Consider the following 17366-nt stretch of genomic DNA (forward strand, 5'->3'; position numbering starts at 1 on the left):
TCCGGCTTACTCGTCCCAGGGATTGACGACCCGTAGCGAGGGCAGCGTGAAGTCGGCCAGGTTGCGGGTCATCAGGGTGAGGCCATGCACCAGTGCGCTTTTCAACTCGGATAAGGCGTTGGTATCGATGAGCCAACTCACAGTTCGACCTCGCGCGTGAGGCTCTGATCGCGCACCAACTCCAGGTCATCCGCCCCGTATAGAGGAGAGCGCCGCATGAACTCCACCAGCGATTCGCGCGGTTTGGTCAACCGGTCGAACTCGACGCGAGACAACACCACCACCGCGGGCTCACCGCGTAAGGTGATCTCCTGCGGCTCATGCTCGCACGCCAGCCGTACCACCTCGCTGAAGCGGGCCTTGGCATCTTGTAACGCCCATTGACGCATGGAAAATCCTCCGGGACTGGTCAGTCTGATCAGTATACGGCAGGAACCAGGCAGCAGGGTCTGAGTCGCCGTCGGACAGGTGCGCAACCGGTGGGTGGAGGCGCCGCCCTCAACCCCCCAACACCCGCCGCAGGACCTCCACCGCCTCGCCGCGGCTCAGCCGGCGCTCGACCGAATGGCGGGTGGCGGCGATCGCGGGCGGGGATTGCAGGCACAGGGGACAACCGGCCGCGGCGGCACAGGGGCATTCGGCCAGCCAGTCGCGGGTGTACGCGAGCAGCCGGCGCAGCAGGTCGTCGTCGTCATTGAGCGCATCGATCAGCCCGAGGCCCTGGGGATGGAGGTCCAGGATCACCAGGCCGGACTCGCGGCGTCGGCCAACCTTGAGCCCCTGCGCGGCCATGACCAGGACCGCGTCTTCCTCCACCCCGACATGGACCGCCAACACCTGACCCAGGGCCGCGGCGATGGAGTGCAGGGCGGCGGGGGCCTCGTCCAGGTCCTCGGCGAGGAAGCGCAGCAGCAGCCCCTGGGTGGGGAAGGCCAGGCTCTCGATGGGCTCGCCCCACAGGGGCTCGCTGCGGCGCAAGGCACCGTGGCGCTCGGGCCGGACCTCGATGATGCCGGTCACCTCCTCCTCGTACCAGGTCTGGATCACGACCTTGTTCAGGCCGCCCTGGTCGAGGAAGACCTGGTTGTGGCGGGTGTCGACCTGGGTGCGGCGCAGGCGCGGCTCACTCACCCGCCAGGTCAGTGCCGGGTCATCGGTGCGGGTGCAATAGAGAACGCCTGCGCGCCTGATGGCCGCTGCGCTGGTCGCGGGCCAGGGGTTCATGCGGTAGGACTGACCCGCGACCTGGAAGACGCGCCGGGGATAGGCAACGATGGTGGCGCGTTCCGGGTCGATGCGCTGGAGCAGGGCCAGGGCCCCCCCGGCCTCGCGCAGGACCACCGAGACCAACTGATCGCCCACGGTGTCCAGGGGCCCCGGGCGATACTGCGCCGCCGAACTGCGATAGCCGGTATCGACCTTGAGAACAAGGTTGTCGTCCAGAAAACGGACGTCGCGCCGCGCGATCTCGTGGCGGTTGGCGAGTTCCTCCAAGACCGGGTCGAGGATCGCGTCGCGCCACTGGAAGGTATCGAGCAGCCCGCTCGCCACGGCCTCCATCTCGCGCAGGGCAAGCAGCAGATGGCGGCGCACGATCGCCGGCTGCGGCACCCCGGGGACCAACCGCCGCACGCGCCGGAAGAAGGCCTCGGGGTCCTGCGCCAACTGCGCCAGGAGGTGCCGCACATAGGGGTTGCCGGGCGCCGCGAGCAGGCCCACCTGGTGGGTCGGCAAGGCGGTCAGGGCGCGCCCGCCCTGGGCCAGCAGGTCGGCCAGCGCCAGCACCTGCGCGGCGCCGACCTCCAGGATCCGCGCCGCGGCGTCCGCCGGGTCGGGCGCCAGACGCTCGGCCAGGCGGTGCCCGCCGACCTGCTGCTGCAGGAAGTCGCCGGCCCGCACCAGGTCCAGGGTGGGCGGCGGGTCGAACCGGGTGCGCCACCCCGCCGCCACGCTGGCCCGCAGGGCCGCCAGGCTGGGGTCGCCAGGGTCCGGATTGGCGGGGTCTGGGGGCCTTGAGTCCGCGCCCGGTTCCAGCAGGTGGATCGCGATGGGATGGGGGCGCCGCCGGGCAACCAGCACCCGCTCCTCGGGCTGATAGTCGTAGGGCAGCAGTTGCGACCAAAAGGCGGCAAAGTTGGCCTCATGGCCGCGGTGATCGCGCGCGAAGGTGAGTGAGCGCGCCTCCTGGGCGCCGCGGGCACGCAGCAGCCGATCCAGACGGTGGGACAGGGCCCAGAAGTTGGCGGCCCGGACCCCGGAATAGGCGTCCAGGTCGAACCACACGGTCAGACCGATGCGCCCGAGCAGCACGGGGTTGTCGCCCAGGTCCGCCAGTTGCTCCGACAGGGTGCCGACATCCAGCACCCAGGCCATGGCGGTGCTGTCGATGGGCACAGCCGCCCGCGGCAGGTGGATCGCCTCGGGGCCTGGCAGCCAGGGCGCGAGCCGCGCGGCGAAGGCCGCGGGGGCTTGCGGGACCACGACCAGGGTCACCAGTTCCAGACGCAGGTGGGTCAGTTGGATCGCGACCGCCAGGGCCTCCAACTGACCGGCGTCGTCCGCCGCCAGGATCAGCCGGTTGCGCCCGCCGCGCCGCGTCGCGTCCGGACCGAACAGGTCGGCGACGGCCTCGATCAGTTCCGGGGCGACGCGGCGCTCCCGCAGGAAGGGCCACTGGTCGAGCAGGGCGCGTGCCCCGGGCTCGCGGCTTTCCGGCGCCGCCTCGGTGGCCGGGAGCCGACACAGGGTCTGGACGGCGAAGCCGGCACCGCGCAGCGCCGCCGCCCAGTCGCCGGGGGCCGCGGGCGGCGCCGCGCCCGCCTGGTCGGTCGCCGCCGCGGCGTCCGGGCCGCGGCTGAATGCGATGGCGATGAGGGTGATCGCAACGACCGCAAGCAGGCCCCAGGGCGCGGCCCGCTCCTGCGCCAGCCCCTCCCCCAGGTCGGGGGCGCTCCACAGGAGCAGCAGCAGCAACGGCGGGACCAGGGCCCACAGCACCCAGCGGCGGGAATTCTCGAAGCCCGCGGAGCCGGCCAGCCAGGCCCCGGGGCGCGCCTGATCGGGGGCACGCACCGGGGCCGGCAGTACGAGCCGCGTCAGGAGGACGGCCAGCCAGACCACGAAGGGGATGGCGAGCGCCCACCACTCGGGATGGGCCAGGCGCAGTCCATCCGGACCCACCGGCGAGGGGACCCGCAGGTCCAGGGGCGGCAGCCAGGGCAGCGCCAGCCGCAGGCCGGTCGCGTCGAACAGCGGGTGCCAGCCCCGGTGCCACCAGGCGGCATCCACCAGTTGCAGGGTCCAGGCATAGAGCACCAGCGCGGCCAGGGGGCCGGCGGTCCAGACCAGCACCGCGGTCCACAGGGCGGCGCTGTCGCGGGTCGGGCGCCGCGCGATGACCGCGGCATTGATCCCGAGCGCCAGCGCCAGGGCGACGGCGAAGACCACCAAGGGGACCAGCCAGGGGGCGGCGGCGATCACGCGTGCTCCAGGTCGACTTTGTCATAGATCTCAGCCACCGACAGGGTGCCGGCGTTGGCCGAACGGATACGGACCTTCATGTCGTTGGCATAGACGCGGCAGGGGCGACCCTTCATTTGCATCCACAATTGTCCGCTGATATTGGTTACCACCGCATTGTGCTGCTCCAGCGCCCCGGTCATGGCAAAGACCTCGCCGTCGCGGTACTCGCTGCGCGACTCGAGCGCGGCACGCTCGCCCGCCAGCCAGTCGTCGAAGGTCAGGATGGACTTGGGTTGCAGTGACATGGGGTACTCTCTTACGCAGAAAATGCAGTTTAGCCGCAAATGAACGCAAATTAACGGAAATAATCAGAAACTTGGTCTTTACTCCATGCTCACCGTCCGGATGACGCCCGCGACGCTGCTAACCAGCAGATTTATTTGCGCCTATTTGCGTTCATTTGCGGCCAAATACTCTTTCTTGAGTCTTAGCGTCATGCCTCGAACATGCCGACCGGCGCGCCCTCGTGCCTTAATGATATGGTGCCCGGCCTAGTCACGGTCGAGGGCGCTTGGGGTCCCGATCGCTGGCCCCTCAGAACCCGGCCCAGCCCTCCCCCCGCTCCAGATTGACCGCCGCCACCCCGGTCTGCAACACCAGCAGATAGACCCGCGAGCGGTCGGCGGCAGGCACGATATCCTCGTCGATGATACCGAGCCGGTTGTTGAGTTCATCGACCATCCCCGGGATGGCGCGCCAGCGCGGCGCGGCGATGCACCAGCGGCGCTCCTGCGCGACGCCGGTATCCTGCAGGAAGCGGCAGGCGGGGGCCAGCTTGCTGTCGTCGATGAAGTCGATCAACTCACGGCGGCGCTGCGGCCAGTCATCGGCCGCGGTGCGCCGCGCCTGCTCCTCCTCCTCGGCATCCGCGTAGCGCTTGCTCAGGATATCGATGAAGCGCAGCGGATCGAGAAAGGCGTCGCAGTAGTGCTCGCTCCAGCCCGCGAAGGGACGGGGCAGGTCGTCCTGCGGGTAGCAAATCCGCTCGAGCGGCCGCACCGCCATGATGGTCTCGAGGCCCGCCGCGCCCCGCACCCAGTGGCGTACCGCCATGGCCGGCTGACTGCTCAGGCGCAGGAATTCGGCTAGCTGGCGCCGCAGCCAGACCATCTCGCGCCCGCGCTCGGCCAGGCGCTCGCCGATGCGGGTGAGGGTCTTCTGCACCTCGTTGGTCAGGCTGGCGCGCAGGTTTCGGCGCACCCGCGCCAACAGCGACTCCCGCAAGGGGTCCACCAGGTCACGCAGGTGGTCGTGGAAGCGGCCCCGCTGGGCACTGCTGTAAAAGCGCTGGGCGCGCGCGATGCGCCCGGTGATCAGCGGCTGGACCCGCAGTGCCAGGACGGCCCAGAGCAGCACAAACCAGACCAGGGTCCAGGACAGTGGATGATTCATGGTGCGCAGCGCCTGCACCAACGCATCCAGCCAGTCCCGACCCGGCGGGTTGATCTCGTAGACGAGCCGCACCGAGAGAGCGGCCAGCCCCAGGGCGAGCACCAGGGCGAACAGGGGCCAGAACCATTGCAGGGCCCGGCCCTGGCTGGTCAACCACTCATCGAGTTGGGCGCGATACTGTCGGTGCAGCACCCCCAGGCGCTGCAGCGGGTCGGTGCTCTGCGCGACCGGCAGCCGACCGCGGTCCGCCCCGTCCGCAAGTCCCCGGCGAACCTCGTCCAGCGCGGCGCGCACCAGGGTCAGCGAGGCCGGCGCCCGGTCGTCGTGCAGGTCGGCGTCCACCGCGTCCACCACCCGCTGGTCCAGGTCCTTGAGGTGGGCCTCCTTGATGGCGGTGACGATCTCCCAGCCGGCCCGGTCCAGTGCCTGCCCCAGGGCCTGGCGCTCACGGGCGAAGACCTCCTGGACGCGCTCGGGCCAGTCGGCGGTCTGCGGCTCCGGCACGGCCGTCAGGGCGCTCACCAACTGCTCGGCACGGACGTCGAACAGGTCCTCCAGGCGGCCGTCATCGATGCGCCGCTCGATGGCCTCCCAGCGCAACGGCGCCAGGGTCTCGCGCACCCGCCGTGCCTGGCGGTCCGGGCACTGCTCCTGGTCGCCGATCAGGGCGTCGAGCCAGCGGCGCCCGAAGGTCGCCGCCGCCTCGCGGCTGCGCACCAGGGTGCTCTCCTCCAGCAGGCGGATGCCGAAGGTGGCGGTGACCGGCTGGGCGAGCGACGCCTGTTGATAGAGCGCCTGCCGGGTGGTGCGCAGACCCTCGAACAGCAGCAGTTCAAGAAACAGCACGGCCTCGTCGAGACGCACATGGGGCGGGCGGTAACCGACCGCGGTACGCCCATCCACCAGATAACAGCGCTCCACGCCCGCCTGGCGCTCCGAGCGCCGACGCTCCCAGCCCTGCATGGAGTTGCGCAGCGCCGCGCGCAGCGACCGCGCCGTCGCGACCGCCGCCGGGGCGCCGGCGCCCTGCCAGTAGTCGTCGAAGTCCAGGATCAGGATACAGTTGAGATTCGCGGCCCCCTGCACCGCGACCTTGAAGAAGCTGGAGTCGGCCAGGGACTCCAGACAGTGCTGGAGGAGGATATCGAGGTGCGGGATCGCGTCCGGCACGCCGGGGCGGGCCAGGACGATGAGGTCAAGCCCGACGGGGTCACGCCGATCGAAGCTGGTCTGGGCGACCAACGCATCGGCGATGCGCCGCACCAGCGCCGCCGCGGCCCCCGGCTCGGTCCTTTGGTCCGCCGCCGGCGCCTTGATCTGGCGATAGAGGTCGGTCAGGAATTGCGGCGCACCGGCGCCGCCCACCGCGGTGCCGACGGCCGAGCGCTCGAACGGGTCCGGGAGCGCCAGCAGGGCCAGGTCGCGCAAGTGACGCTGGGCCGAGGCGACCCCGCCGCTCTGGGTCTCCTGCCAGCGCAGCACGCCGCGCAGGGCCGATTGATGCAGTAGCCGCTGCAAGGCATCCAGGCCGTAGGCGCCGAAGCCGATCAGGAGGGTGGGTCTGGGCATGGTTCCTGAGCTGGAGTCCTTAAACCTAGAAAGAGAATTTGGCCGCAAATAAACGCAAATAAGCGCAAATAACCCTGCTGGTTAGCATCGTCGCGGGCGTCACCCGGACGGCGAACATTCAGTAGAGGCCAAGTCTTCCGATTATTTGCGTCAATTTGCGTTCATTTGCGGCTAAACTTCTTTTCCTGGGTTAATACCGCTTCTGCTCCCGCCGAACCTCCCGCGCGCCCTCCGGGTCGCGCGGCAGTTCTTTCAACCCGTGCAGCAGGGCGCGCATGACCGGGCCGTTGAGATAGTCGTAGGCGGAGCCCTCGATCCCCTGGACGCGCTTGACACTGATCTGGTCCAGGTCGGCCGTCAACTGGGCGATCAACTCCTGACGGCGCTCCTCCCGCGCCTCCCCCGACATCGCCGCCAACTGCTGCCGGACCTGGTCCTCCAGGGAGGCGCGCAGGTGCAGGTCGTCGTGGATGGCGCCGATCTTGGCCAGTGCCAGGACGAACTCGGCCCCGAGCACGAAGGGGGCGCCGCTCTGGCGCCGCCAGACGAAGAGGTCCAGATCCGTCCCCTCGACCGCCACCGCATCGATTCCGATCACCCGCGCGATCAGCCCCGTCGTCAGCGTCTTTAGCGCCCAGCCGGCGGACACCTCGGCGCGGCGCGGGTTGAGGTTCGGCAGGGCGTCCTCCCAATGACGGTCCGTGTGCAGGCGAAAGCCGCGCCGCTCGTCCCCGGCGAGCTTGAGATAGGACGGCTCGATCTCCTCGACCAAGGCCTCGAAATAATACAGCGGGATCGGCATCACCACGTCATGGACCACGATCAGACGCGGGTCGTGCCAGCGCGTGGTCTTGACCTGCCGGCCCCCGTCGCTCAGCACATCGATGAGCCCATCCTGGAACGCCTGGGCACCGCGCCCCGCTGACTCGGTATCCACGCCCAGGACCACCAGCCGGGTACGGTTGGTCACCACCCCGTCGGCGAGTGCGGCGGACTCGGCCGCGCTGACCCGTGCCATCACCCCCGCCAGTTGCCCGAGCGCCAGGACCTTGCGCTTGCGATAGGCCGCCACCTCGTCATCGGTCACCGGCTCGCCGGGTGCCTTACCGGGTTCCAGGATCAGTCGGGCCTCAAGGTCCAGACCGGAGATCACGTCGAGCCCCGACTGCCCGTCGCCGCCCCCGAAGATGCGCCCGCGCAGCCGCTCGCGCCCGAGTTGGGTCATGGCACGGCGCAGATCGGCGACGGTCTGGTCCACCCCCTTGGCGACCACGCGGCCGCCGTCCTGCACCACCGGTTTCAATTCCGTCGCAATGGCCTGGGCGAGCAACTGCCGATCGAAGGTGCTGACGAAGTGACCGTCTTCGATGAAGAGCCGGCTGTAGACACGCTGCCAGATACGACGACGCGGCTCGTCCAGGGTCTCGAAGACCTCCACGCGCATGCTGTAGGTTGGGAACACGGCCGTTTCACCGGCCATCAGCCGGGCCGCCTCCTTCTCCAATTCCTTGACCAGACCGTCCATGCGGGTCGCCAGGCGGACGTATTGGCGCGAGCGCCCCTGCAGGAATTCCAGCAGACCGCGCAATTGCATCAGGCGCACCCGTGCATCCAGATAGCGCAGGGCCGCGCCCTTGGCCTGGGTATAGACCGCCTGCGCCTCCTCCTTGGCCTGGATGAAGTCCTGATCGCGATTGAAGAGCCGCCGGCTAGCCGCCGCCTTGCGCAGGTTCTCATAGGTGAGATCGCGCAGTTCGGCGCGCTTCTTCTGGGACTTGACGATATCCTTCGCCTCGGTCGCCTGCTCCTCCTGGCGCGCCGCGGTGAGCCAGGTCTTGCCGCAGACCTCCAGCAGGCGCACGACCAGATAGCGCTCCTGGATCGGGTCGAGCTTGAGCCCGGTGACGGCCTCGCCCTCACGCGCGGCCGTCACCAGACCCGGCGCCTCGTTATCGACCAGTTGGTGCCCCTTGCGGACCTCCTCCTCCAGCTTCGAGACCATGTCGATATAGGCATTGGCCTGCTCCTTCTGGAAGAACATGGTGCGATCCTTGATCGTGATCCGGTTGATCAGCACCTCGCGCTGCTCCGCCAGCCGCCGCTCCACCTTCTGCACCAGGGTATCGGCCCGGACCTCCTCACCCTTCTCAGTGGTCCCGGTGACGGCGCCCGCGTCGGTGCCCTCCACCAGTCGGTACCAATAGCCGTCGAACAGTTCCTCGTTGGCATCCTGGCGCGCCAGTTCGCGCACGGAGGCGACGAAGGACGCATTGATCAGTTCCTCGCGGCCCTCGTCGGACATCTGCGCGAAGCGCGGACTGTTGTAATCCACCGCGAGCTTCGCCAGGGCGCGGGCGCGATCGTCGCCCGCGTCCGTATCCTCGACACCGAAGGTGATCTGGGACCGCAGTGCCTGGGCGGCGAAGCGCAGGGCACAGTATTCCAGCAGGTCGTGACCCGGCAGGACCAGGGCCACCGCCCCGTAGGTACCGTAGTTCTTCGCAAAGCCCTCGCCGACATCGCTCAGGTCACCGGGGAAGCGCGTCAGTGACTCCAGGTGCTGCTCATAGTTGTCGTATTCGCCTGCAAGCTCGTTGATGACCGGGGTGAAGACCTGCAGGAAGGCGGCATCGGCGATGACCTTCTCGGGGTCCCGGGTGCCGACATGGGGCGGGCGGTCGAGGATGAAGGAGACAAAGAAGGGCCGGGCCCCGACGCTGAGCGTCTCGTGCGAGCCCTCATTGCGAAAATACTGGAAGGGCTCTGCCGTGCGCCCGGACTGTTTGACCTGGGCATAATCGAGCTTGGTGAGGTTCTCCAGTTCCTTCAGCGCCGCATAGGTGTTGGCATGGATGTTGGTGTGCAGCTCGGGGCCAACCTTATCCGTCACCAGCGAGGACAGCAGCAGGTTCGCGATCACCCGCGGCTGCCAATTGGCGCGCTTGATGACATCATCGACCAGATAGGCCAGCGACAGGAAGCTGCCGGAACCGGTGCCGCCGGCCAGGGTGCAAAAGAGATAGACGTTGAACTTGCCCTGCTTACGCCAGGTCACGCCTGGGGTCAGGGCCTGATTCACCAGGTCCTTCAGCCGTTGCCGGATCATCGGTGAATGAAAGAAAAAGCCCAGCCGGGACTCGATCCGGATCTGTCCGGCCCCCGGCTTGACACCCTCCCGCGGGCTATAGGTGGACGGCAGCCATTGTTCCGTCTGGGGGTCATTGGAGCGGCGCAGATACTCGACCACCTTCTGCTTGTCGAAGGCGGCGATATTGATCCGGTTGCCCTTGGGGATGGATTTGAGCGAATCCTGATCCAGGTCATTGGTATCGATGGAGATGAAGGACGTCAGCGGGCGCAGTTGCGTCTCCCAATTCGGCAGGCTGGCCGCCCGCGCCGCGATGCGATCCACAATCCGCGAGCCCACCCCGCCGGCCCCGATGAAAAAGGTCGGGATGATGGTGCCCTGGTCGGCGCGATAGTCGTTATCAGCCATGATTGCTCCTCTGGATGTCGCATCAGGGGCGCGGCGCCGACCGTCGGCGCGCTGCCGCTGTCAGTTAAAGACCCATGCCGACACCGATCCGGCACCGGCGGCCTCGATCATCATCCCCGCCGCTGGGAGCGCCGCACCCGAGTCGCGGCGCGATCTCTCAAACGACTGTGATGGCACCGGTTACGGATCGGCCGGATCGCAACTTGGGTGCGGCACTCCCAGTCGGTCGGTCTGAAGGCCGACCTAAAGTGTCGGCCAACGACCGCTCGCGCCGCAGGTCCGATCCGTAGGCTGGGTAGAGCGCAGCGAAACCCAGCAATCAACGCCTTAGCCGCACGGTAACGATGGGTTTCGCTGCGCTCTACCCATCCTACAGCGACGCTTCCCCGGTCTGCACGCAGGGGCGGGCAGGCTTCTGCCAACGATGGCACAGTTTCCCGGTCGTTGCCAAGTCTGGACATGGAACATTTTGGATCGCGTGGAGTTTATGCCACGGCGACGACAAGCGCTGACGCGACAGCAACGCCGTCAAGCGGCTGACACAGGCAGCGGACGACTATTCCGGCCGCCCCCAGGCCGCGACGGGTTGCCGCAAGGGCGCGTGGCCGGAGTTATGATCAAGGCTGGCAGGCCGAGCCCGATACCTTGCTAAAATGGTCGGACCCCATCATCACCGCGTACAAGATCGATGCTGTCTTGCCCTGAGCGGGTGACAGGACCACGAACCAGTTCCGCACGGACAAATGCATGGACCACCGCCACCTGACCACCCTGTCCACCCGGCTCGCGGCCTTCCTCGCCGAGGTCTTGCCGCGCCTGTCCGATCACTGGTGGCAGACCCACGTCCTGGAAGAACTGACCTTCCAGCAGCGCAGCTACGTCGACACCGCGGGCTACACCCGGCTCGACCAACTCGACCTGGCCGCCCTGCTGCGGATCGCCGACCGCAACTGGTCCGAGATCGCCCACGCCGCCTCCTTGCCGCCGACCACAAGAAACTGGCTCAAAGAGGCCCAGACCATCCGCAACCGCTGGGCGCACGCCCCGGTCAGCGGTATCCCGGACGACGAGCGCTTCCGCGACCTCGACACCATCGAGCGGCTGATGCAGGCGATCGGCGCCGACCAGCCCACGCTGGCCGACATCCACGCCGAGCGAACCGCGCTCCTCGCGCAACTGGCCGGGTCCGCCAAACCTGCCGATCAACCGTCCGCAACGACATCGCAAGGGGCCTTCGACCCCGGCCAACTCGTCCGGCTCAAGGCCCAGCCCACCGTCACCGGCGCCGTGGTCTCCCGTGCCCCGGCCGACCCCGAGGACCGCTACCAGGTCTTCCACGACGGCGCGGTCACGACCTATTACGCCTCCCAGATCGAACCGGCCGCCGTTCCGGCCGCACGCCCCAGCGTCACCCCGGCCGCACTGCACGCCGCACTCACCGCCGCCCAACTGCGCCACCCGAGCATCGGCAACCTCTACTCGCTCTTCGCCTCGCGCATCCAGTTCGTCCCCTACCAGTTCCGGCCCGTGCTCAAGCTCATCCAGGCCGACCGGCCGCGGCTGCTCATCGCCGATGAGGTCGGTGTCGGCAAGACCATCGAGGCCGGGTTGATCCTCAAGGAGCTTCAGGCCCGCCGCGAACTGCGGACCGTGCTCGTCATCTGTCCCAAGCCCTTGGTCGCCGAACGCAAATGGCTCGAAGAGATGAAACGCTTCGACGAGCGTTTCGACCACCTGGACGGCCCGGCCCTGCGCTACTGCATCGAAGAGACCCACCTGGACGGCGTCTGGCCGCAGAAATACGCCCGCGCCATCCTGCCCTATTCGCTGCTGGACGAGGCCCTGCTCATGGGCGACACCGAGCGGCGGCGCCCCCGGCGCGGCTTGCTCGGTCTGGACCCACCGCCCGCCTTCGACCTGGTCATCGTCGACGAGGCCCACCACATCCGCAACACCGAGACCTGGGCCTACCGTGCGGTCCGCTGGTTCTGCGACAACGCCGAGGCCGTCGTCCTGCTCTCGGCCACCCCCATCCAACTCGGCGACCCCGATCTCTACACCTTGCTCCACCTCCTGCGCCCGGACCTGCTGCCCAGCCGCCGCGAGTACGAGCAAATGGCCGAGCCCAACCCGCACATCAACGCCGCCATCGAATCTGTCCGCGGCGCCGGCCCGGACTGGCGCGGGAACGCCCGCGCCGCCATCCAAGCCGCCATCGCCACCCCCTGGGGCCGCAACGTGCTCACCGCCGACCCGCGCACCCAAACCGCCCATGACCTGCTCGACGCCGCGGACCCCACCCCGGATGACCGCCTGAGTCTGGTCGGCCTACTCGAAGGGCTCTACACCTTCTCGCCGCTCATCAACCGCACCCGCCGCCGCGACATCGGCAGCTTCACCACCCGCAAGCCGGAGACCGTCGCGGTCGACTACACCCCGGAACAGCAGGCGCTGCACGCCGACCTGATCCAACTCATCGGCGCCATGCTCGCCCGCCGCCACGGCGACCGGAACCTTCGGTTCATGCTCACCACCGTGCACCGCCAACTCGCAAGCTGCGTCTTCGGCCTCGCGCCCTACCTGGAGGCCATCCTCGACCGCCACCTGTCCCAACTGGAACTGTGCGAAATGGGCGACGACGACAGCCCCGACGTACTCAGCGACACCTTCGACCAGTTCCGGGCCGAGGTTCAATCCATCGTCCAGCGCGCCCGCGCCCTGAACGGCCCGGACCCCAAGCTCGCCGCCTTCCTCAAGGTCATCCACGACAAGCAGGCGCTACTCAACAACAAGCTCCTGGTCTTCAGCAGCTTCCGGCACACCCTCGCCTATCTGATCGCCAAGCTCGCCGACCAGCCCGTCCGCACCGGCCTGATCCACGGCGACATCCCGGAAGAAGACCGCCGCGATCTGCGCAACCGCTTCAGCCTCCCCAAAGAGGATCCCGCGGCCCTCGACCTGCTCCTGTCCTCCGAGGTCGGCTGCGAGGGACTGGACTACCAATTCTGCGACGGCCTGGTGAACTACGATCTGCCCTGGAACCCCATGCGCGTCGAGCAGCGCATCGGCCGTATCGACCGCTACGGCCAGAAGAGCGAGACCGTCGCCATCTACAACTTCATCACCCCCGGCACCGTCGATGCCGAGATCTACGAACGCTGCCTGCTGCGCATCGGCGTCTTCCGCCAGGCACTCGGCGGCAGCGAAGAGATCCTCGGCCGACTGACCCGCGAGATCCGCGAGATCGCCGAGAACCTTACCCTGACCCCTGCCGAGCAGTCCGCCCGGCTGCAACAGATCTCGGACAACGAGATCCGTGTCATCCAGGAGCAGACCCGGCTCGAAGAGCACCAAGCCAAGCTCTTCGGCCTGGCACTGCCCAAGCGGGACGAGGAAATGGTCCGTCAGGCCGCGAGCTTCTGGCTGCGCCCGGCCATGCTCGCCAATCTGATCGCCCGCTACCTGGAATCGCGTGGGGCCGCCAGCCTGCCTAAGTCGCTCGGCTCAAAGGCCGTCACCACCCTGCAACTCGGACAAGAGGTCCGCGACAAGCTCCTTGCGGACTTCAAGGCGCTCAAACTCACCGGCACCGTCGCCCAGGCATGGGAACGCTGGCTCAAGGGTAACGATCCCCGCCTTGCCATCACCTTCGACCAGGCGACCGCGGACGAGCAGCGATTGATCGCTTTTATCACCCCGATGCACCCGCTTGCACGCCAGGCCGCGGAGGCGGAAGAGCCCGCTGCCGTCTTGACCTGTAACCTCACTGCCCAAACCAATGCGGTACCGCCGGGCCGATATCCCTTTGCCATCTACAAATGGCGCAGGATCGGGCTCAAGGATGACTTCACGTTTCAACCGGTTTGCCTCCATCCGCACATTGCCAAGTACCTTTTGGAATTGCTTGAATTCGCGACGCCCCGAGATTGCGATGTTGATCTGCTTGCGGCGGATGAGGAAGCCAGACTGGAACAAGTTCACTACCGACTATGGCTCGACGCCCGCGCTGCCCACATGGAACAGGTGCAAAGCGCCGCTGTGACACGCGTCGCCTCGCTTAGTACAACTCATGCGGCACGTCTCGCATTACTTGAAGAGCAACGCATCACCATAACGGAGTCACGCATAGTTCGGATGCGCGAGGCACAAATCACGGCCGCCCACCGGGATTATGAGCAGCGAGCAACAGACCTGCGACGGGCATGTCAGCAAAGCGATGTCATCGCCGCGTCTATAGCAATGGGGATGATTACTGTAACGGGAGACGGTGTACAATGAGCATTATCGCACAGGTCCGCTCCAAACGAGAGAGCCTCGCACAGACGTTTAGGGAATACCCGCGACTGAGAAGTCTGATCGTAGAGGATCTATATCCCGATGATGTTCACTTCATTTACGAATTACTGCAAAATGCCGAAGACGTCGGGGCGACTTACGCCAAATTCACTCTGTCCGAACATACGCTGACGTTTGAGCACGATGGCACACCCTTTGACGCTGATAACTTATTTGGCATCACCAATATCGGGGATGGTACAAAAGCGAGGGATTTAGACAAGATCGGCCAATTTGGAGTTGGATTCAAGGCCGTCTTTGCTTACACGGACACGCCGCATATTTGGTCTCCAACATTCTCATTTAAGATTTGCGACCTAGTGTTGCCTTACGAGATCCCCTCATCGCCAGCACTCGGAAAACTGACCCGTTTCGACTTTCCGTTTAACAACCTTAAGAAGCCACCTGCGGCAGCACACGCTGAGATCGCAAGGGGACTCAGTGATCTCTCGGAGACAAGCCTTCTGTTCTTAGTTGACCTACAATCGATTTCCTGGTCAGTGTCATCCGCGGACCCGGTGGAACTCAAAAGAATAAAGCACTCTGAACACCACGTCGAAACACTAAGAATAGTGAACGGACAGGTGGTGGCAACATCGCATTTTCTGGTATTCGATGAGGTGGTATCGGGATTACAGAAACAACGTGTCGCAGTTGCTTTTCAACTCTCACTGCTTCCGAACGTCGAAGCGTTCGACTCTAAGCAGCCTCTCGCAAAGCAAGCAAGAATAGAGTCGGCAGAGCCGGGACGAGTTGCTATATCCTTCCCCGCCGAGAAAGAACAATCGGGCCTTCGGTTTCACCTGCACGCACCCTTCGTGCCGGAGTTGAGCCGGGCGAGCGTCAAGGACACCACCGCGAACCAACCGCTGTTTGACCAACTCGCCGCGCGCGCAGCGAGCGCGCTTTATACCATTCGCGACGAAGGTTTACTGACAGCCGACTTCTTGTCCGTCCTTCCGAATCCGCAAGACGTGATACCTGTGCGGTACCAGGGTATTCGTGGTGCGATCATTCATGAGATGAATGCGTTTCCTCTAACGCCGACTTATGCGAAGACACACGCTCCCGCTATACATCTTTTACGAGCCCGTGCGCCTATCAAAGGATTTCTGACCGAGGAAGATCTTGAGTTCTTGGTTGACTATGAAGGCGAGCCACCCATTTGGGCCATCGGGGCGACTCAGAGGAATTCCAACGTAGACCGTTTCTTAACTGGACTCGCCGCGAAAGATTGGGATACCCAACAGTTTGTTGAGACACTCTGGAACAAATTGAGCAATAGGCAAGGTGACTTCGCACCCCCGGCAAACATAGAGCCTGGCGACGTTGAAAAATGGCTTGCCAACAAGTCGGCAGCATGGCATCGGCAGCTATACCGCTTGCTCTGGGAGTACTTGAACGGATCTGCCGCAAACAAAACCAAGGAACTCGAAAAGTTAAAGAATGTTCGGATCGTAAGGCTGGTGGACGGAACCTACACTATTGGCGGCAAGTGTTATTACCCTGAAACCAGCGCCCAAGACGATGTGGACTTCCCTCAGATCGACTCCGCTCTGTATCAGACAGAAGGAAATTCGATCGATGATCAGGCGCCTAGAAAGTTCCTTGACGAAATTGGTGTTCGCAGAATCGGCGAAAAAGAACGCGTCGAGAGAATCCTGAATCGCCGGTACGAACGTAACGCCTTCGCACCGGATATTTCTGACATTGATCTCTTTGTTTCCCTAGTCGAGAAGCAGCCAGAAGCTGCCGCCATCTTTCGAGACTTCCTTATCCTCAAGCGATCAGATGACAAATGGGGAAAACCGAGTCAGTGCTTTCTCGACACCCCATATTTGGAAACCGGAATCAAGGCATTTTATGACTCCTTCGGAGAAAAGGCCGCACGCTTTCCCTTGGCGGATGAGTACCAGAATGCCGGCATTGAGTCTGGTAGGCTCGCCAAGTTCTGTAAGGGAGTGGGTGTACAAACCGCTTTAGAGGTAGTCAAGATCTCCTGCGGGAGTAATCCGGAATGGGCATATCTACGATTGGCTAGCGGTCAATCGACTTATTCGGGGACTGATTGTGATTATATGATCCAAGGACTAAGGCAAGCCCTGAAACACCCGTCGCACGCATTAGCTATGCTGATTTGGGAGACCATGTGTAGCCTTCCCCGTAGTCCGGATTATCTGAGTGCCACGTACCGAATGAATAAGAGTAATGATCCTCGCTACGCACGTTCTCAGCTTGTTCACGACTTGATGGCTGCGGAATGGGTGCCGCAGGAAAATGACCGTCTCGTTAGGCCGTCAGCCGCGACCCGCGATCTTCTACCGGCGGGGTTTCCTTTCGATCCGGGTTCGGCGTGGCTGAAAGCGGTTGAATTCGGTCAGGACTCGGTAAGAAACTCACAATCTCATCAACAGAGGGAAGCCGATGCACGGAAAATGGGATTCGGATCGGCGGAGGAAGCAGAGAAATGGAAAATGATCCGAGACCTCGGGATATCTCCCGATGAGATTCTGGCTAACATAAATAGGAATAAGCCGGTTGCCAAGCCCAAGCAATCTGTTCCGAATCCATCGCGGCGGAAACAGGGTGTGCTGGACGAGGCCGAGGATGCCCCTGATGTCGAGAGCGTCCGCCGGGAACGCTCGATCCAGCAAGGAGTCTCGGAAGTGACGGCGCGAGCCAAGGCCTATCTGCGAGCAAAATACCTCAATTCTGATGAGCAACTCGTTTGTCAGTGTTGCCACGATGAAATGCCCTTCAAATTGCCATCCGGTGATCATTATTTCGGGGCGATCCAGTGCATTGCTGACCATGAGACGGAGGCGCGCCATTATCAGAATCGCCTGGCACTCTGCCCGACCTGTGCTGCGATGTATCAGTATGCGCGGGAAGTCGACGACGCGGAACTGCGCCGCAGTATAGTTGATCTCGGTGCTGACGACCAAATTTCAGCCGTGGAGATTCCGCTTCGTCTGGCCGGTCGCGACGTTGCCCTGTACTTCGTCGGCACCCACTGGTTCGACCTAAAGACTCTGCTTCACCCGTAGAGGGC

General features: G+C 65.0%; 8 protein-coding genes. 2 read left to right on the forward strand and 6 right to left on the reverse strand.

Features of this window, described 5'->3' with window-relative positions; all coding sequences use genetic code 11:
• Positions 1-6: 6 nt before the first annotated feature.
• The 6 genes from THSYN_RS36710 to THSYN_RS17320 all read right to left on the reverse strand — a co-directional run bounded on the left by THSYN_RS36710 (position 7) and on the right by THSYN_RS17320 (position 9979).
• A complete protein-coding gene (locus tag THSYN_RS36710; protein WP_257791187.1) occupies positions 7-141 on the reverse strand; it encodes a PIN domain-containing protein in 135 nt (44 codons plus the stop codon).
• A complete protein-coding gene (locus THSYN_RS17300) occupies positions 138-389 on the reverse strand; it encodes a type II toxin-antitoxin system Phd/YefM family antitoxin (protein WP_100920231.1) in 252 nt (83 codons plus the stop codon). Before THSYN_RS17300 ends, THSYN_RS36710 begins: the two co-directional genes overlap by 4 nt.
• A 109-nt stretch (positions 390-498) precedes the next feature.
• Positions 499-3480: a Zn-binding domain-containing protein gene (locus tag THSYN_RS17305; RefSeq protein ID WP_100920232.1), complete on the reverse strand. Its 2982-nt coding sequence runs from the start codon at positions 3478-3480 to the stop codon at positions 499-501.
• Positions 3477-3767, reverse strand: coding sequence for a Uma2 family endonuclease (locus THSYN_RS17310; RefSeq protein ID WP_100920233.1), 291 nt, complete (start codon positions 3765-3767; stop codon positions 3477-3479). Before THSYN_RS17310 ends, THSYN_RS17305 begins: the two co-directional genes overlap by 4 nt.
• Before the next feature lie 289 nt (positions 3768-4056).
• On the reverse strand, positions 4057-6483 hold the full coding sequence (locus THSYN_RS17315) for a hypothetical protein (protein ID WP_100920234.1): 2427 nt from the start codon (positions 6481-6483) through the stop codon (positions 4057-4059).
• Between the two features lie 190 nt (positions 6484-6673).
• Positions 6674-9979, reverse strand: a complete 3306-nt coding sequence (locus THSYN_RS17320) for a tubulin-like doman-containing protein (protein WP_100920235.1) — start codon at positions 9977-9979, stop codon at positions 6674-6676.
• Positions 9980-10726: 747 nt separating this feature from the next.
• Between THSYN_RS17320 and THSYN_RS17325 the strand changes: the two genes are divergently transcribed.
• Positions 10727-14257, forward strand: coding sequence for a DEAD/DEAH box helicase (locus THSYN_RS17325; RefSeq protein WP_100920236.1), 3531 nt, complete (start codon positions 10727-10729; stop codon positions 14255-14257).
• Complete coding sequence (locus tag THSYN_RS17330; RefSeq protein ID WP_100920237.1) at positions 14254-17361, forward strand: sacsin N-terminal ATP-binding-like domain-containing protein; 3108 nt, start codon at positions 14254-14256, stop codon at positions 17359-17361. Before THSYN_RS17325 ends, THSYN_RS17330 begins: the two co-directional genes overlap by 4 nt.
• Positions 17362-17366: the final 5 nt, after the last annotated feature.

The sequence above is a fragment of the Candidatus Thiodictyon syntrophicum genome, from assembly GCF_002813775.1.
Classification (GTDB): Bacteria; Pseudomonadota; Gammaproteobacteria; order Chromatiales; family Chromatiaceae; genus Thiodictyon; species Thiodictyon syntrophicum.

Coding starts and splice junctions, on each gene's coding strand:
- THSYN_RS17320 (WP_100920235.1), bottom strand. CDS start 9,979: ATGGCTGATAACGACTATCGCGCCGACCAGGGCACCATCATCCCGACC.
- THSYN_RS17325 (WP_100920236.1), top strand. CDS start 10,727: ATGGACCACCGCCACCTGACCACCCTGTCCACCCGGCTCGCGGCCTTC.
- THSYN_RS17310 (WP_100920233.1), bottom strand. CDS start 3,767: ATGTCACTGCAACCCAAGTCCATCCTGACCTTCGACGACTGGCTGGCG.
- THSYN_RS17315 (WP_100920234.1), bottom strand. CDS start 6,483: ATGCCCAGACCCACCCTCCTGATCGGCTTCGGCGCCTACGGCCTGGAT.
- THSYN_RS17330 (WP_100920237.1), top strand. CDS start 14,254: ATGAGCATTATCGCACAGGTCCGCTCCAAACGAGAGAGCCTCGCACAG.
- THSYN_RS17300 (WP_100920231.1), bottom strand. CDS start 389: ATGCGTCAATGGGCGTTACAAGATGCCAAGGCCCGCTTCAGCGAGGTG.